12 protein-coding genes are annotated in these 17033 nt (G+C 60.4%); 8 read left to right on the top strand and 4 right to left on the bottom strand.

Going from position 1 to position 17033, the window contains the following annotated elements; genetic code table 11:
* The first annotated feature begins 112 nt into the window (after nucleotides 1-112).
* Nucleotides 113-1057 (top strand): 23S rRNA (adenine(1618)-N(6))-methyltransferase RlmF, encoded by a 945-nt coding sequence (gene rlmF / locus FGKAn22_RS08395; protein WP_212785204.1) that lies wholly within the window; start codon nucleotides 113-115, stop codon nucleotides 1055-1057.
* 66 nt (nucleotides 1058-1123) lie between these two features.
* Here rlmF and FGKAn22_RS08390 read toward each other — a convergent pair whose 3' ends face one another.
* Together FGKAn22_RS08390 and FGKAn22_RS08385 are read right to left on the bottom strand one after the other, a co-directional pair.
* Complete coding sequence (locus FGKAn22_RS08390; protein ID WP_212785203.1) at nucleotides 1124-1783, bottom strand: cysteine hydrolase family protein; 660 nt, start codon at nucleotides 1781-1783, stop codon at nucleotides 1124-1126.
* 33 nt (nucleotides 1784-1816) lie between these two features.
* Nucleotides 1817-2209 (bottom strand): YybH family protein, encoded by a 393-nt coding sequence (locus FGKAn22_RS08385; RefSeq protein ID WP_212785202.1) that lies wholly within the window; start codon nucleotides 2207-2209, stop codon nucleotides 1817-1819.
* 97 nt (nucleotides 2210-2306) lie between these two features.
* Between FGKAn22_RS08385 and FGKAn22_RS08380 the strand changes: the two genes are divergently transcribed.
* Nucleotides 2307-3272, top strand: a complete 966-nt coding sequence (locus FGKAn22_RS08380) for a GlxA family transcriptional regulator (protein WP_212785201.1) — start codon at nucleotides 2307-2309, stop codon at nucleotides 3270-3272.
* Nucleotides 3273-3310: 38 nt separating this feature from the next.
* Here FGKAn22_RS08380 and FGKAn22_RS08375 read toward each other — a convergent pair whose 3' ends face one another.
* Nucleotides 3311-3700 carry a winged helix-turn-helix transcriptional regulator gene (locus FGKAn22_RS08375; RefSeq protein ID WP_212785200.1) on the bottom strand — a complete coding sequence of 130 codons (390 nt, stop codon included), beginning with the start codon at nucleotides 3698-3700 and terminating at the stop codon, nucleotides 3311-3313.
* Between the two features lie 93 nt (nucleotides 3701-3793).
* Between FGKAn22_RS08375 and FGKAn22_RS08370 the strand changes: the two genes are divergently transcribed.
* On the top strand, nucleotides 3794-4642 hold the full coding sequence (locus tag FGKAn22_RS08370; protein ID WP_212785199.1) for an SDR family oxidoreductase: 849 nt from the start codon (nucleotides 3794-3796) through the stop codon (nucleotides 4640-4642).
* A gap of 27 nt (nucleotides 4643-4669) precedes the next feature.
* Here FGKAn22_RS08370 and mfd read toward each other — a convergent pair whose 3' ends face one another.
* Complete coding sequence (gene mfd / locus FGKAn22_RS08365; RefSeq protein WP_212785198.1) at nucleotides 4670-8152, bottom strand: transcription-repair coupling factor; 3483 nt, start codon at nucleotides 8150-8152, stop codon at nucleotides 4670-4672.
* A 95-nt stretch (nucleotides 8153-8247) separates the two neighbouring features.
* Here mfd and FGKAn22_RS08360 point away from each other — a divergent pair, with 95 nt between their 5' ends.
* From FGKAn22_RS08360 to FGKAn22_RS08340, 5 genes are all read left to right on the top strand, one after another.
* Nucleotides 8248-9534: an ABC transporter substrate-binding protein gene (locus FGKAn22_RS08360; protein WP_212785197.1), complete on the top strand. Its 1287-nt coding sequence runs from the start codon at nucleotides 8248-8250 to the stop codon at nucleotides 9532-9534.
* A 4-nt stretch (nucleotides 9535-9538) separates the two neighbouring features.
* A complete protein-coding gene (locus FGKAn22_RS08355; RefSeq protein WP_212785196.1) occupies nucleotides 9539-12514 on the top strand; it encodes an ATP-binding protein in 2976 nt (991 codons plus the stop codon).
* A complete protein-coding gene (locus tag FGKAn22_RS08350; protein ID WP_212785195.1) occupies nucleotides 12511-12729 on the top strand; it encodes a hypothetical protein in 219 nt (72 codons plus the stop codon). The genes FGKAn22_RS08355 and FGKAn22_RS08350 overlap by 4 nt, the downstream gene beginning before the upstream one ends.
* Nucleotides 12726-14378 (top strand): HD domain-containing phosphohydrolase, encoded by a 1653-nt coding sequence (locus FGKAn22_RS08345; protein WP_212785194.1) that lies wholly within the window; start codon nucleotides 12726-12728, stop codon nucleotides 14376-14378. The genes FGKAn22_RS08350 and FGKAn22_RS08345 overlap by 4 nt, the downstream gene beginning before the upstream one ends.
* A gap of 148 nt (nucleotides 14379-14526) precedes the next feature.
* Nucleotides 14527-17025, top strand: a complete 2499-nt coding sequence (locus tag FGKAn22_RS08340) for a PAS domain S-box protein (RefSeq protein ID WP_212785193.1) — start codon at nucleotides 14527-14529, stop codon at nucleotides 17023-17025.
* Nucleotides 17026-17033 lie beyond the last annotated feature (8 nt).

Below are 17033 nucleotides of genomic sequence, written 5' to 3'. Positions count from 1 at the left end.
CCGGCTCAGATTACGGGCGCGTATTTTAGCGGAATATCACGGGCCGCGTTTGTCGCGGCGGGGCAGTATGCGGCTGTTACAATCGCCGAATATAAATGTTATGAACAGTGTCATGAGTCAAGCCGCAACAAAAGATAATTTGCATCCGCGCAATCTGCATCGGGGGCGCTACGACTTCGCTCAACTCGTCGCGGGCAGCCCGGAGCTGGCAGAGTTTGTGAAGGTGAATGAGCATGGGAATGAGACGATCGATTTCGCTGATCCGTCTGCCGTCAAAGCGCTCAATCGCGCATTGTTGAAACACCATTACGGCATCAAGGACTGGGACATCCCCGCACAATATCTGTGTCCGCCCATCCCCGGTCGCGCAGACTACCTGCACTATCTCGCCGACCTGCTGAGCGAGAGCAACGGCGGCAATATTCCGTGCGGAAAGTCGGTGCGCGTGCTCGACATCGGCGTGGGCGCGAACTGCATCTACCCGCTCATCGGCCATGCCACGTATGGCTGGCAGTTCGTCGGCACGGACGTCGATGCGGCAGCGCTGAAGAACGCGCAACGTATCCTGGATGCGAATCAGTTGAGCGATGCCGTCGAGCTGCGCCTGCAGGAATCCCCCACGGCGATTTTTGCAGGCGTGACCTATCCGGATGAATTCTTCGATCTCACGCTATGCAACCCGCCATTCCATGCTTCCCTGGCCGAAGCCAGACACGGCTCGCAGCGCAAATGGAAGAATCTCGGCAAGGAAAGCAACAAGCACAAGAATCCCGTGCTGAACTTCGGCGGGCAGAACCTGGAGCTGTGCTGCGAAGGCGGCGAAGAGGCATTCGTCTCGCGCATGATCGAAGAGAGCGTACCGGGTCACAGCAACTGCCTCTGGTTCACCACTCTGATCTCAAAGTCGTCCACTTTGCCGCACGTGTATCGCGCTTTGAAGTACGCCGGTGCGACAGACAATCGAACCATAGAGATGTCGCAAGGCCAGAAGAAGAGCCGCATCCTTGCCTGGACGTTCATGGATAAGCAACAGCAGCGGGATTGGTGGAAGCGGTGAGCGAAAAATACAAATGCGATGCTGAGCAGACCCGTTTAATTCGCCCCGCGCCCCCGGAAAGTTGGCTTACTCCAGGATAGCCCGCTCGACTGACACTACCGTTGCTGTTCTGTCCGCCAGCTCCGCCAGGCTGGCCGCCTGCACCACCACGGCCGGGATCGTATTGCCCTTGGCGTCGGGTAGATTGCGAGTGGCCGTCGCCGCGGCCACGATGGTCGGCGCATAGCCGAGGTCGCGCGCCGTCCGAGCGGTCGAACTGACGCAGTTGTGTGTCATGAAGCCGACGATGATGAGGTTCTTCCTGCCTGTGCGCTGAATCGCCTCTTCCAGCCTGGTATCGGCGAATGCACTTACCCGAGTCTTCTCGATGACCTGCTCGCCATCTTGCGGATGCAAGGCCGGAACAATCTCGAAATACTTGCCCTCGGGGTTGAACAGGCCACCGGCTCTACCCTTGTGCACGATGTGGATGACGGGCGTTCCCGATTTGCGAGCGCGTTTCAGCAACTGCGCCGTTTCGGCAATGGCCTCGTTCACCCCACTCAGAGGCAGTGCACCATCGACATATTCGCGCTGCGCATCGATGATGACGAGCACGCTGTTCGACAGTTTCGCCGCCTCCAATTCGACTCCCGCCATCTCGAACAGCGTTTTCGGCGCATCAGCCGCCAGCGCGGTCTGCATGCAAAACAACAAACCTGCCAGTGCGATTGCTGCAAATTTCATTTCATTCTCCTTGTGTGCGTTCAACCTGCAAGCTCAACCCTGCATGGGCTGCGTGATCGACCAGTGCGTCTGCACGATGCGCCAACCATCCTTGTCGTGCTGGTACACTTCGGTGCAGTTCCAGCGCATCACCGTCGCGCCGCTGTGCGATACGAGATTGAAGGTCAACACCGCCACTTCGCCATACACCTGCACCTTGGGGGCGAGCATTTCGTAACGATCGACATGGATCGTGCCGCGCAGCGGCGCATACCAGGCGGATAGCGCCTCCAGCCCGTCGATACGGCGCTCGATGAATGGATCGAAGTAGGTTACCTCTGGCGCGGAGATATCCAGATAGCCGGACGGGGCGCCCGCGCCCCAGCGATCCAGGGCGGTGCGTTCCAGTACGATGATCCCGGCAGCGATTTGCTCTGTGTTTGTCATGCTCGACTCCTGTACTGTTGAACTGTGCGCATCTTGTCATCGGCCACGGCAAAGCAGCAGTGGCATAATTGCCCAAATCCATGCCGAATCTGCCAACATGAAAATCGCCCTATTGTTAGAAGACGGCTCCACCGCCTCCAGCGTCGCCATCACACTGGATATGTTCCGCCTCGCCGCGCGTTTCCAGCCCGAAGCCGGCTGGCGACCGCATCTTTACTCCCCGCACGGAGGCTTGGTGCGCCTGACCGATGCGATGGCGGTGGAAACGCAACGCCTGCCCGCCGACCTCGGCGGCTACGACGCCATCATTCTGCCCGGATTCTTCGCCGAGTCGGTCGAGTGCATCACCGAGCGGCTGCAGACCAGTTGGCGCGGAGTCATTGCCCATCTGCAAAAGCTCCCCGACAGCACGCTGGTCGCGGCGAGCTGCTACGGCACGTTCGTGTTGGCGGAAGCCGGCTTACTGAACGGCGTTCCGGCGACGACCACCTGGTGGTTGTCCGATGCCTTCCGTCAACGCTACCCGCAAGTGAAGCTTGATGCGGACAAGGCGCTGGTCGATAGCGGACGCGCCATCACCGCCGGGGCGATGACCGCGCATGCCGACCTTGCTCTGCATGTGTTGCGGCGTTTGGGCGGCGTGGCGCTGGCGCGCAGCGTGGGCGGTATCATGCTGGTGGACGGCGCGCGCACTTCGCAGCGGCCGTTCATGTCGGTGCAGAAAGACTATGCAGAGCCGCTGATTCAGCACGCTATCGCGTGGATGGAAAAACATCTCACCCATCCCGCCAGCATCGACGAACTCGCGGATGCCATGCACGTCAGTTACCGCACTTTGAACCGGCGATTCACCGAAGTGGTCGGCATGGCTCCGCTCGCCTACATGCAGGCGTTGAAGATTGAACGGGCGAAGGAATTGCTGGAAATCTCCAATGCGGATTTCGAAACGATCACAGAGAAAGTCGGCTATGGCGATGCCTCGTCGTTCCGGCGCTTGTTCAAACGCAGCACCGGGTTGTCACCGGCGCAGTACCGGCGGCAGTTCAAGGGCAACATGAAGTAGCCGCGTATCGAGAGCGACTTGAGAAGTCTTCTAGACCCTCAGGCAAGCCGCTTCTGCTGTGCCTTCATGATCTTCGGCAGGTTGATTTCGATCCAGTCGGTCAGCGCCTCGACCTGCCTGCCGATACCCTCGCCCAGCGGCGTCAGGGAATACTCGACATGCGGCGGCACCACCGGGTACGAGACGCGGTCGATGAAACCGTCCTGCTCCAGTTGTTGCAGCGTCTGCGCCAGCATCTTCTCGCTCACCCCACCTACCTTGCGGCGCAGCTCGCTGAAACGATGCGTTCCTTCCATTAGCGCCACCAGAACCAATACGCCCCACTGACTGGTCACATGCTTGAGGATTTCGCGCGAAGGGCATTCCGTGGCCAAGACTTCTCCGCGACGCATTATCTCTGCGAGCTTGCCGGTATTTTTTTTAGGCATATCACTTACCTTTTTGTGCGTACTTACGAAAAGTAATTGTAACGGATACTCTGCGCATCCCGAATTTAACAACCAACGAAGAAAGGAAACACCATGATCGTCGTTACCGGAGCCACCGGCCAGCTGGGACATCTGGCTATCAAGGCCTTGCTGAAAAAAGTCCCCGCCGCCGACATCGTCGCCGCCGTACGCAACGTGGATAAGGCTGCTGATCTCGCGGCTCTTGGCGTGCAGGTTCGCCAGGCAGATTACAGCCAGCCCGCCAGTTGGGATGCAGCACTGCAAGGCGCGGACAAGGTATTGCTGATCTCCTCCAGCGAGATCGGTCAGCGTGCGAAACAGCACCAGGCCGTGATTGATGCCGCCAAGCGTGCAGGCGTGAAGCTGCTGGCCTACACCAGCGTGCTGCATGCCGACACCTCGCCGCTTGGCCTGGCCGCCGAACATAAAGAGACCGAAGCGGCACTGCGAGCTTCCGGAGTCCCATTCGTCTTGCTGCGCCACGGCTGGTACACCGAGAACTACACGATGGGCATCCCCGGTGCACTGGCTCATGGCGCGGTGTACGGCTGCGCAGGCGATGGCCGCATCTCATCGGCCACCCGCGCCGACTACGCCGAAGCGGACGTTGCCGTGCTGACTGCCGATAATCAGGCAGGGAAAATCTATGAGCTGGCAGGCGATACGGCTTACACCTTAAGCGAATTGGCGGCAGAGATATCGCGCCAATCCGGCAAGTGCATCGGTTACGTGAACCTGCCCGAAGCCGAATACAAGAACGTGCTGATCAAGGCGGGGTTGCCGGAGCCTGTCGCTGCGTTGCTCTCAGATTCCGACACGGGCGTATCCAAAGGCGGGCTGTTCGACGACAGCTATCAATTGAGCAAGCTCATCGGCAGGCCGACGATGCCATTGGCGACAGCGGTAAAGGCCGCGTTGTAAAGATAAGCAAGGCAGGCTGCGGCCTGCCTACTTCAACTCCCCAAAGAAATTCTTGATTGCCAGCACGCGCTGGTGCAGGTCGCCGTATTTCAGTTCGATCCTCAGCTTGTCCTGTCCCGCCATCTTGATGTGGCGCTTGCTCTGGATCAGGGTGATGATCTTCATCGGGTCGATGGGCGGGTTGGGCACGAACTGGATCACGATGGCTTCCGAGGAGGCATCCACCTTCATGATGCCGAGCGGCTTGGCGAGGATGCGCAGGCGGTGGCTGTCGAGCAGGGTCTGGGCGGGATCGGGCAGCAGGCCGAAGCGGTCGATGAGTTCCTGCTGCATGTCGTCCAGATCTTGCTGCGTGTCGCAGTTCGCCAGCCGCTTGTAGATCACCAGGCGCTGGTGGATGTCGCCGCAATAGTCGTTGGGCAGCAGGGCGGGGGTGTGCAGGTTGATTTCGGTGGTCACACCCAGCGGGTGCGCCATGTCAGGCTCGTGCCCGGCCTTGAGCGACTTGATCGCGGCGTTGAGCATGTCGTTGTAGAGCGAAAAGCCGATTTCCTGCATCTCGCCGCTCTGCGATTCGCCCAGCACTTCGCCCGCGCCGCGGATCTCGAGGTCGTGCATGGCAAGGTAGAAGCCGGAGCCGAGTTGTTCCATCGCCTGGATGGCTTCTAACCGTTTCTTCGCCTGTGCGGTGAGGCCGTCCATGCTGTCCACCAGCAGGTAGGCATAGGCCTGGTGGTGCGAGCGCCCGACGCGGCCGCGCAGCTGGTGCAGCTGTGCGAGGCCGAAGCGGTCGGCGCGGTTCATGATGATGGTGTTGGCGGTGGGCACGTCGATGCCGGTCTCGATGATGGTGGTGCACAGCAGCACGTTGAAACGCTGGTGGTGGAAGTCGCGCATCACCGCTTCCAGGTCGCGCTCGCCCATCTGGCCGTGTGCCACGCGGATGCGCGCTTCCGGCAGCAGCGTCTCTAGCTTCTCCAGCATGTTGTTGATGGTGTCTACCTCGTTGTGCAGGAAGTACACCTGGCCGCCGCGCTTGAGTTCGCGCAGCACGGCCTCGCGGATCACGCCCTGGCTGTATTGGCTGACGAAGGTCTTGATCGAGAGGCGGCGCTGCGGCGCGGTGGCGATCACCGAGAAGTCGCGCAAGCCTTCGAGCGACATCGCCAGCGTGCGCGGGATGGGCGTCGCGGTGAGCGTGAGCACGTCCACTTCGGCGCGCAATGCCTTCAGGCGCTCTTTCTGCTGCACGCCGAAGCGGTGCTCCTCGTCGAGGATCACCAGGCCGAGGTTGTGGAACTTCACGTCCTTCTGGATCAGCTTGTGGGTGCCGATGATGATATCCAGCTTGCCGTCGGCCAGATCCTTCAAAGCCTGCGTCGTCTCCTTGGCGGAGCGGAAGCGAGACAGTTCGGCGATCTTCACCGGAAAGTCGGCGAACCTGTTCGAGAAGTTCTGGAAGTGCTGCTCGGCGAGCAGCGTGGTCGGCACCAGCACCGCGACCTGCTTGCCGTCCATCACGGCGACGAAGGCGGCGCGCAACGCGACCTCGGTCTTGCCGAAGCCCACGTCGCCGCAGATTAGGCGGTCCATCGGCTTGCCGCACTTGAGGTCGATCAGTACGGCCTCGATGGCCGCGGCCTGGTCGGCGGTTTCCTCGAAACCGAAACCGGCGGCGAACGCCTCGTAGTCGTGGTAGTTCAGGTTGAATGCATGGCCCTTGCGCGTGGCGCGCTGCGCATAGAGGTTGAGCAGTTCGGCGGCGGTGTCGCGCACCTGCTGCATGGCGCGGCGTTTCGCCTTGTCCCACGCGCCGCTGCCCAGCTTGTGCAAGGGGGCGGATTCCGCCGCGCCGCCGCTGTAGCGGCTGATGACGTGCAGTTGCGAGACCGGCACGTAGAGCTTGTCCTCGCCCGCATATTCCAGCAGCAGGAACTCGTTCTCGCCCTCGCCGAGGTCGAGGTTCACCAGTCCCTGATAGCGCGCGATGCCGTGCTGCTCGTGCACCACCGGGTCGCCCGGCTTGAGCTCGGACAGGTCACGCAGCATGCCCTCGACGTTGCTCTTCTTCGCGGCGCGCGCGGCGCGGTTCCTGGGCTGCGAGGCATAGAGCTCGGTTTCGGTGACGATGGCGAGGTTGTCGTCGGGCAGGACGAAGCCGTTCTGCAGCGGTGCGACGCACAGCATGAACTTGTCCTGTGCGGCGATGAACGATGCATAGTCCTCGCAGGTGGCGGGCGCGAGGCCGTATTCCTGCAGGTAGTCTGCCATGATTTCGCGCCGCCCCAGGCTGTCGGCGAGCAGCAGCACGCGGCCCTGATAGCTCTTCAGGAAGTCCTCGAATTTTTGCGTGGGGACTTCGGCGCGGCGGTCCACGGCGATGTTGGGCAACTTTGCGGTTGCGCAGGGAGTGAGCGTCTTTGGCGCATCATGAAGCCGTTCGTGCTGAGCTTGTCGAAGCATGGACGGCTCGTCCTCTTGCCCTTCGACAGGCTTAGGGCGAACGGTTGATTGAACTATGTCGATGCGCGCGAACTCCTTCGCGCGGACGAAGAACTGCTTCGAATCCAGGAACAGCTCCTTCGGTTCCAGCAGCGGGCGCTGCGGGTCGCCGCGCAGCAGGTTGTAGCGCGAGGCGGCGTCCTTGCCGAAGCTGGCAATGGCCTCGTCCACGTCGTGATGCAGGCACAGCGTCGCATTCTTCGGCAGGTAGTCGAACAGCGTGGCGGTCTTGTCGAAGAACAGCGGCAGGTAATACTCGATGCCCGCCGGGGCGATGCCCTTGCTCACGTCCTTGTAGATGCGCGACTTCGACGGGTCCCCCTCGAAGCGCTCGCGGAAGCGCTGGCGGAAGGTCGCCTGTCCCTTCTCGTCCATCGGGAATTCGCGCGCGGGCAGCATGCGGATCTCCGGCACGGGATACAGGGTGCGCTGGCTGTCCACATCGAAGGTGGCGATGGTCTCGATCTCGTCGTCGAACAGGTCGATGCGGTAGGGCAGCACGCTGCCCATGGCGAACAGGTCGATGATGCCGCCGCGCACGCAGTATTCGCCGGGGGTCAGCACCTGTTGCACATGGTTGTATCCGGCGAAGGTCAGCTGTTCGCGCAGTTTGGCGACGTCCAGCCGCTCGCCGCGCTTGAGGAAGAAGGTGTAGGCGGCGAGATGCTCCACCGGCGGCAGCGGATACAGCACGGTGGTGAGCGGCACGATCACCACGTCGCAGGCGTTGCTGCGGATATGGTGCAGCGTCGCGAGCCGCTCGGAGATCAGGTCCTGGTGCGGAGAGAAGTGGTCGTAGGGCAGCGTCTCCCAGTCCGGCAGCAGGTGCACGCGCAGCTTTGGATCGAAGAACGGGATCTCCTCCACCAGCCGCTGCGCTTCAAGCGCGTTCGCGGCGACTACGACCAGCGGCGAGGCCTTCGTGGCGTACTGGGCCAGCGCCAGCGCGTCGGACGAGCCTTGTAACTGGGTGTAGCGGGGGCGGGAGTGTCGGGAGGTGAACAGCATGGGGAACAGCCTGAAACAAAGGCGCCCATTATAAAGGAGAGAAATCATGGATATGCGATAAAATCCGTGCATCGCATGTGGTTCGGGTGAATATCGTGGTTGAACGGTATGGTCGGTTACTGCTGTGTCTGATGCTGCTCTGCGGCAGTGCCTCGGCGCGTCCGCTACAGCCCGCAAAGGTGTTGTTCTATTACCCGATTGCGGTGGGCGGCGAGATCGCAAGCGTCATCGATCAGCGAGTCGCCGAGTTCGAGGCGATGCATCCTGCAATCGACATCGAGCCGATTTATTCCGGCACCTACAAAGAATCGTTAGCCAAGGTGCTGGCGGCCAACAGGGCCGGTACGCCGCCAACTTTGGCCGTGCTACACGCGGTGGATCTGCATACCCTGATTGATGCCGATGCGATTGTGCCTTTCGATGAGTTCGCTACAACCGTGGATCGAGATTGGCTGGAAGATTTCGAGCCGGCCTTCATGGTCAATAGCCGGGCTGGCGGCAAGACCTGGGGTATACCCTTCCAGCGTTCGACTATTCTGCTCTACTGGAACAAACGTGCGTTCAGTGCCGCTGGCTTGAATCCGGAGCGTCCGCCACAAAGCTGGGATGAGATGCGCAGCATGGCACGCCGGCTGACCTTGCGCGATAAGTCCGGAAATGTGACGCGCTGGGGCGTGCAGATACCTTCCTCGGGTTTCCCCTATTGGCTGTTCCAGGGGTGGGTGACGACCAACGGGGGAGAGTTGATGAATGCGGCGGGAACAGAAACATACTTTGACCAGCCTGCCGTGATCGAAGCGCTGGATTACTGGAATGACCTGTCGCGGGGGGATCAAGTGCACCCGCCCGGTATCATCGAGTGGGGAAGCACTCCGGATGATTTCCTTGATGAGCGCGTTTCCATGATCTGGACGACCAGCGGCAATCTGGCAAACATCGCACGCCGTGCACAATTCGAATTCGGCGTGACCTCACTGCCCGCACACAAGCGCTCCGGTTCGCCCACAGGCGGGGGGAATTTCTATGTGTTCAAACGCAGCACACCAGCCCAGCGCGAGGCCGCGCTGGAGTTCATTCAATGGATGACTTCGCCGCAGCAAGCAGCGCAATGGAGCATGGATACCGGCTATATCCCCGTGCGCAAGAGTGCCTGGGATGTGCCGTTGTACAGGCAGTATGCACGACGCTTTCCGGTAGCGACTGTCGCGCATGCGGCGCTGGAACACAGCGTGCCTGAGCTTTCGACCCACGAGAACCAACGCGTGACCAAGGTGCTCGACGAAGCTTTGTACGCAGCTTTGAAAGGGGAGAAGACACCTGGGCAAGCCTTGCGTGAGGCGCAGTCCAGGGCGATGCGCATTTTGCGGCCTTATCAAAGGTGAAAGAATGAACAGCATCGTCAATATATTCAGGAGGTTCGTCCCGGGCACCGCAGGACGCTCGTCCAGCGCGCTGTTGGATAAATGGCGCGCCGGTTCGGCGCTGGCCGCATTGGCTGTGCTGCTCATCTGTTTGGGGGTCACCTATTACCTTTGGCAGAAAGAGCAACGCGACATACAAAACGAGGTACGTTCGACTTTTCAAAACAGGACGGATCAGGCTGTCGTGCGCTTCAGGCAGCATTTCGAGATGTACGAACAGATGTTGCATGCAACCGAGGGATTGTTCATGGCTTCCAATCGCGTTGAGCCCGAGGAGTTCCGGCGCTTCATCGCGAGTCTGCACTTGCATGAAAAGATTCCTGAGATTCGCTCGGTGGGTTTCATTGCCGCAAGGCCAGACGCACAAAGTCTGGGCGGCATGCACGCGGTGACTACGCTGATCGAACCGGCGACGGCCGGGAACCGGGCCGCACTGGGGCGTGATATCTATCTCGATCGGCTGCGACGCGAGTCGCTGGATCTCGCCGCACATTCTGGCGGACTCGCGATCTCCAACAAGATCCGGTTGCTCGGGGAATCCGAAGCGGAAGCACAAACCGGCTTGCGGCTGTATTGGCCAGTTTATCGGCATGGTCGGTGGGATGGAGGCACCTTTTCGAATCGCGAAAACGGGCGCCGAGAGTTGGATGGCTGGGTGTTTGCCTCACTCGATATGGAACCGGTGCTCGGCGAATTCGCGCACGGCGAGAACCAGGTCACCATCGATATCTATGATGGCGACGACATGCTTGATGCCGAGCGACAGCAGGACAGCGAGGTGGATAGGGTGGGGGGGGATTCGGGTGTCGCGATGATGACGGCGGCGCGCCGTGTGGACATCGGCGGTTATACCTGGACACTTGTCGCCCATGCATTACCAGACACGATGGCGATATCGAAGCGTGACCAGTCTGCGCTGGTCCTGCGCATCGGGATCGCCGCCAGCGTTTTGTTGGCGTTGTTCACTGGGTTGTTGCTGCGCAGTGCGTTGCGTGCGCTGGTGCAACAGCATGAATTGGCGCAGCAGGAGGAAGCCTTACGTTTGAGCGAGAGCAAGCTGCAAGCTGTGCTGGATAATGCACCTGTCGGCATTTGGTTGTTGGATGTGGGCGGGCGCTACCGCTTCGTCAACAAGGTGTTTTGCGAATCGTTGGGTATACCGGAAGAGCGTTTCTTGAGTGCGAACAGCCTCTTCGAAGTGCTCGAGCCGACCATGGCGGAGCAATGCCTGCGTTCCGACCGTGAGTGCCTGCAAGGTGATGGCATCCACCACTCGCGTGAGGTGCTCACCCTCTTCGATGGTAAGCAGCACCAGATGGCGGTGACCAAGGTTAAGTTGCACGATAGTGCCGGAAAAGTGGTTGGGATGATCGGTGTGTCGGCGGATATCTCCGAACAGCAGGCGCGTGAAGAGGCATTGCAAGCCTTGCTGAGCGCCAAGAGCGCTTTCATGGCCAATATGAGCCATGAGATACGAACCCCCATGAACAGCGTGCTCGGCATGTCCCGCTTGGCACTGGATATCGCGCCGGAAGGAAGATTGCGCGGATACCTTGAAAAGATCGAAGAGTCGGGAGAGCTGCTGTTGCGCATCATCGACGACATCCTGGATTTCTCCAAAATCGAGGCAGGCAAACTGGAGATCGAAAACACCGACTTCGACCTGGGCGTGCTGATTGCCAGCGTGGCGAACTTGCATAGTGAACGTGCTCGAGCCAAGGGCATTGCGTTACGAATTGAGCACGTGCCGCAACTATCCCGTTTGCGCGGCGATGCTTTGCGTATTCGCCAAGTGCTGATCAATCTCATCGATAACGCCGTCAAATTTACCACGCGTGGCGAAGTGACAGTGCGCGTACAGGAAATCATCCACGGCGATGGCGTTGAGTTGCGCTTCGAAGTCGAAGACAGCGGCATCGGTATGAGCGAAGCTGTGATGCTGCGATTGTTTCAGCCTTTTCAGCAGGCCGATATGTCCACCACGCGGCAGTTCGGCGGCAGCGGCCTCGGGCTGAGTATATGCAAGCGGCTGGTCGAGCTGATGGGAGGGAAGATTGGCGTGCGCAGCAAGGAAGGGCTGGGCAGCGCATTCTGGTTCACCTTGCATTTGCTACGGGCGCCGCAAATCGAACTGCAAAAGGATATCTTGTCCAGGGACGCAACTGTGCAGATGCACAAGCTTCATGATGCCAAAGTGCTGCTGGTCGAGAACAATCCGTTCAATCAGGAGGTGGCAACCGAATTTCTTGTTAAGGCGGGTATGTCCGTACAGATTGCCAACACCGGGCTGGAAGCGCTTGAGTTGTTGCGCAAAGACACCTTCGACTGTGTGCTGATGGATGTGCAAATGCCGGAAATGGATGGACTGGAAGCGACACGCCAGATTCGCAGCAATTCCGCATGGGCGGAACTGCCAGTCATTGCGATGACTGCCAGCGCGTTCAGGGAAGACCGGGAGCAATGCATGGCGGCAGGCATGAGCGACTTCATCAGCAAGCCGGTGCATCCGGCGCAATTGTACGCAGTGATCGCACGCTGGCTGGTGGGGAGTTCCTCGTCGGATGAAATTCCGCCGGTCGAGCCGCTGCAGCCCTCCGAAACGGCAGAACTGGAACTGTCTGATCTGTATGAGCGCCTGGGGCAGGATCGCCACAAGGTCGGTGAGTTCGTGCACAAATTCCTCGGGATGGCGCGTGGCGATATGGTGAATATTGAAGAAGCCCTGCGCTTGCGCGACGGCGAGGCGCTGAAGCAGTGGGGGCATCATTTGCGTTCCCCGGCCTTTATGGTCGGGGCTTACCGCTTCTCCGCACTGTGCGAGCAGATGGAAAAATTGAAAGAAGAAAACTGGGCGGCGGTGCAGCATCTTGTGGCAGAAATGCATGCCGTTCTGGATTGTGTCGAAGATAAACTGGATCATGCCCTGGAGGCATTGGCATGAAAAGCTGGTTTGGCTGGACGCAGAAGCGGCGGCTGTTCTGCTGTACGGGGCGGCAGCTGCACCTTGGCATTGAGGGGCGGAAAGAGCCGGGTCTGCTCGCGCAGCGCACACGGGCAACGCAGATTGCCGGCTCGCTGTCGCTGGGCGAGCGCGGAATTTCCACAATCCAAAATGCCACGCTGGTTGCAAATTACTGGGGACAACGCGACACATGAGCCACGAACAGCAGATACTGCCCATACTTTATGAGATGGCCATGTCCATCGGCGGCGAGGTGAGCTTGAAACCGCTGCTGGTGAAGACGCTGCAACGACTGCTTTACCATACCTCGTTTCCGGCCGGCCTGGTGTTTCTCGATATGCCGCCCGACACCGGCGCGGCGACGGTTGAGGCCAGGCTGGAGGCCGTCATCGGCGATTTTGAACTCGGTGGAAGCGTCGGACATACTTTGACACTGCCTGCCACTCTTCTGCGCGGAGGTCCCGAACTGCGCGAAGACCCTGCATTGCTCGCATCGCTTTCCGGCCAAGGGAGTGCCTATTCCATGTTCCTGCGCCTGCCTATTGATCGCCATGGAGTGATCCTGCTGCTCGCGCCCAGGCTCCCGCAAACCGAACTGCCGCTCACCCGGATTTTCCAGCCGGTGATGGCGAACCTGGCCAAGGCCATTCTGCTCTGCCGTCATTACGATGCATACACCGCCGGGCTGGTCAGCGAACGCGACGTGGCCTGGGAGAGTCTGCGCAAGGTCAACCGCGCACTAAAGACGCTGAGTTCCGGCAATGAAGCTCTGGTTCGCGCCTCAGAAGAGGCTACGTTGCTTCAGGAAATGTGCCGCGTGGTGGTCGAGGTCGGCGGCTATCACGTGGCTTGGGTCGGCTATGCGCAGAATGACGAGAAGAAGTCGGTGCAGCCGATGGCTCAGTACGGAATCGAGGCGGACTATCTCGGCAAACTGCGCTTCTCATGGGCAGACGACGAGTTCGGGCGAGGGCCGACGGGAACCGCGATCCGCAGCGGCGAACTGCAGGTCATCTCAGATGCATATACCGCCCCTTCCTTTACACCTTGGCGCGCCGCGGCCATCGAGAGCGGCTGCGCTTCCATCCTCGCATTGCCACTCATGGACAGCGAGGGGCATGCCTTCGGCGCGCTCACCATCGACACCGCGGAAGCGAACGCATTCCACGAGGAAGAGGTCCGACTGTTGCGCGAGCTTGCCAACGACCTTTCGTATGGCATCGTCAATCTGCGCAGCCGTGCGGAACGCCGGCGCAATGCGGAACAGTTGCATAAGGGACTGGAGGATACGATCCAGGCGATCTCAGCCACGGTCGAGATGCGCGATCCCTCTACCTCCGGCCATCAGCGGCGCGTGGCGCAGCTCGCCGGGGCGATCGCCACCGAACTGGGGCTGACGCCGGATCGCGTCCACGGCATCCGCCTTGCCGGCATGGTGCACGATGTCGGCAAGATCGGTGTTCCGGCGGAGATACTCAGCAAACCGGCACGGCTGAGTCCGATTGAAATGCGGCTGGTGCGCGAGCATGCAGCGATGGGGTACAACATCCTCAAGGACGTCAAGTTTGCCTGGCCGGTCGCCGAGATCGCCCATCAGCACCACGAACGCATGGATGGTTCCGGCTACCCGCAGGGACTCAAGGGCGAGGCGATCTGCCTGGAAGCGAGGATCGTCGCCGTGGCCGACGTGGTGGAATCGATGGCTTCGCATCGTCCGTACAGGCCTGCAATGGGCATGGAATCGGTAGTGCAGGAGATAACCGTTAACCGCGGTGTGCTTTACGATGCGCAAGTGGTGGATGTCTGCCTCCGGCTGCTGGATCAAGGCTTCAAGTTCGAGTGAATTCACCAGGGAGGAACGAAAGCCTCCCCACCGCTTGGTATGCTTCCGGCAAGCGGCGGTTTCTGCGTATGTTGCGCTCCCCCTTCGCCAGGCAACACGGTATCATCGCCGTCATCCTTTGATGAACGAAAGGCCCGGTATCCGGCAAATGCGGCACGCAGAACATTCCCGAATCAGGCAACTCTGGCGCAATATCAGGCTGTTCATGGCCGTGTGGACACTGGTCATCGGTGGGTCCCTGGTCTGGAGCCTCTATTACCAGCAACACGGTTTCGAGTCCGCGCTGCATGCCGAGGCCACATCCATCCATGACATGGACATGGCATACCGTTACTGGATCGTCCACAGCGGCGGCATATACGTGCCGGTCAGTGACAAGACGCCTCCCAATCCCTTGCTGAGTCACGTGCCGGAGCGCGACATTACCACCCCTTCAGGGAAACAACTCACCCTGCTGAACTCGGCATATCTCCTCAGGCTGGTACATGAGGACATGGCTCATGGCAGCGGGCTGCGGGCTCATATCGCCAGCCTGAAGCCGATCAACCCGGTCAACATGGCGGACAACTGGGAGCGGCAGGCACTTGAAGCCTTCAAACGAGGCAGCAAGGAGTGGGCGTCGGTCGATGCGATGGACGGCAAAACCTACTACCGCTACATGAAGCCCATGGTTACGGAGCAGGATTGCCTGAAGTGCCATGCCAAGTACGGCGACAAGCTGGGAGACATCCGCGGCGGAGTCAGTGTTTCCATTCCTATCGACGCGCTGTTACGGGACGATCGGAACGAGCGCATCGTATTGATCGGCGGGCACGGAGTGATCTGGGGACTGGGCCTGCTGGGATTGTTCCTCGGCGGCAAGCGGCAACGGCGGGTGATCCTTGACGCGGAGCAGAGCGAAGCGGAGGCCACCCTGCTGGCGAATTCTATCGCGCATGCCATCTACGGCCAGGATGTGGAAGGGAACTGCACCTTTGTGAACGAGGCCTGCGTAAAGGTGCTTGGCTATAACGATGCATCCGAACTGCTTGGCAGGAAGATGCATGCGCTGATACACCATACCCGGCCGGACGGTTCGCCCTATCCCTACGAAGCCTGCCCGACCTACCGCTCGATCCATGAGGGGAGGTCGTTCTATGTCGACGACGAGGTGCTCTGGCGCAAGGACGGCAGTTCCTTCCCCGTCGAATACTGGTCCTATCCGGTGATGCAGGACGGTCAGGCGCGGGGCGCGGTGGTGACCTTCCTCGACATCACCGAGCAATTGCGCGTCAAGGATGAACTGAAGCACTCCCAGGTTTTGTTCGAGGCCGTCATCGAGAACATCCCGGCGATGGTGTTCCTCAAGCGGGCAGATGATCTTCGTTTTGAACTGTTCAATCGCACGGGCGAAAAACTGCTGGGTTATTCACGTGTCGATCTGCTGGGCAAGAACGACCACGACTTGTTCCCGAAGGAACAGGCGGACTTCTTCATTCAGAAGGATCGCGAGGTGCTGGCGAGCCATCGCTTGCTGGAGGTACCGGAAGAGCCGATCAAGGCCGCCGACGGCAGCGAGAAATGGCTGCATACCTTCAAGATCGGCCTGTACGACGAGAAGGGGCAGCCCAGCCACCTGCTCGGCATCTCGGTCGACATCACCGCACGCAAGAAGGTCGAGGACGAGCTGCGCGAGAGCGAAGCCAAGCTGGCCGAGGCTCAGCGCATGGCGCATCTGGGGCATTGGCATCTTGACCTGGCGAAGAACGAATTGAAGTGGTCGGACGAGATCTACCGCATCTTCGAAATCGATCCGCAGCGCTTCGGCGCCACCTACGAGGCGTTCCTCGACAGCATCCACCCGGACGACCGCGAAGCGGTGAACCAGGCCTATACCAATTCGCTGAAGAACCGCTCTTCCTACCGGATCGAGCACCGCCTGCTGATGAAGGACGGGCGGGTCAAATATGTCGAGGAGAAGTGCGAGACGACCTTTGCCGAGGATGGCACGCCGCTACGCTCCCTGGGGACGGTGCAGGACGTGACGGCGATCCGCTTCTCGGAGCGTGCCCTGCGCGAGCATCAGGAAGTGCTGGAGCAGGCGCTGGAAGGCACGATCCATACAGTCTCGATGGCGGTCGAGTTGCGCGATCCCTATACCTCCGGTCATCAGCGGCGCGTGGCCGAACTGGCCTGCGCGATCGGGCGGGCGATGGGATTGGACGACGAACGTATCAAGGGCATCCGCCTGGGCGCGACCATCCACGACATCGGCAAGATCGCCGTGCCGGCCGAGGTGCTCAGCAAACCCTCGCGGCTGACCACGATCGAATACCAGATCGTGCGGGAGCATGCCGTGATGGGCTACAACATCCTCAAGGACGTGAAGTTCCCCTGGCCGGTCGCCGAGATCGCGCATCAGCATCACGAGCGCATGGACGGTTCCGGCTATCCGCAGGGACTCAAGGGCGAGGCGATCTGCCTGGAAGCGAGGATAGTCGCCGTGGCCGACGTGGTGGAATCGATGGCCTCGCATCGTCCCTATCGTCCGGGGCTGGGCATGCCGGCGGCGCTGGATGAGATTGCCACCCACCGCGGGGTGCTCTATGACGCGCAGGTGGTCGATGCCTGCCGTCAGGTGCTGGATGCCGGATTCGAGTTCACCTGAGTTCGCGT

The organism is Ferrigenium kumadai (assembly GCF_018324385.1).
GTDB lineage: Bacteria > Pseudomonadota > Gammaproteobacteria > Burkholderiales > Gallionellaceae > Gallionella > Gallionella kumadai.
Note: the sequence above shows the minus strand (reverse complement) of the source record. Positions and strands in the feature narration are given on the sequence as shown.

Bases quoted from the DNA above. Each gene is read 5' to 3' on its own strand.
- FGKAn22_RS08385 (WP_212785202.1), bottom strand. From the start codon at position 2,209: ATGACAAACACAGAGCAAATCGCTGCCGGGATCATCGTACTGGAACGC.
- FGKAn22_RS08350 (WP_212785195.1), top strand. From the start codon at position 12,511: ATGAAAAGCTGGTTTGGCTGGACGCAGAAGCGGCGGCTGTTCTGCTGT.
- FGKAn22_RS08345 (WP_212785194.1), top strand. From the start codon at position 12,726: ATGAGCCACGAACAGCAGATACTGCCCATACTTTATGAGATGGCCATG.
- FGKAn22_RS08355 (WP_212785196.1), top strand. From the start codon at position 9,539: ATGAACAGCATCGTCAATATATTCAGGAGGTTCGTCCCGGGCACCGCA.
- mfd (WP_212785198.1), bottom strand. From the start codon at position 8,152: ATGCTGTTCACCTCCCGACACTCCCGCCCCCGCTACACCCAGTTACAA.
- FGKAn22_RS08370 (WP_212785199.1), top strand. From the start codon at position 3,794: ATGATCGTCGTTACCGGAGCCACCGGCCAGCTGGGACATCTGGCTATC.
- FGKAn22_RS08380 (WP_212785201.1), top strand. From the start codon at position 2,307: ATGAAAATCGCCCTATTGTTAGAAGACGGCTCCACCGCCTCCAGCGTC.
- FGKAn22_RS08390 (WP_212785203.1), bottom strand. From the start codon at position 1,783: ATGAAATTTGCAGCAATCGCACTGGCAGGTTTGTTGTTTTGCATGCAG.
- rlmF (WP_212785204.1), top strand. From the start codon at position 113: ATGAGTCAAGCCGCAACAAAAGATAATTTGCATCCGCGCAATCTGCAT.
- FGKAn22_RS08340 (WP_212785193.1), top strand. From the start codon at position 14,527: ATGCGGCACGCAGAACATTCCCGAATCAGGCAACTCTGGCGCAATATC.
- FGKAn22_RS08375 (WP_212785200.1), bottom strand. From the start codon at position 3,700: ATGCCTAAAAAAAATACCGGCAAGCTCGCAGAGATAATGCGTCGCGGA.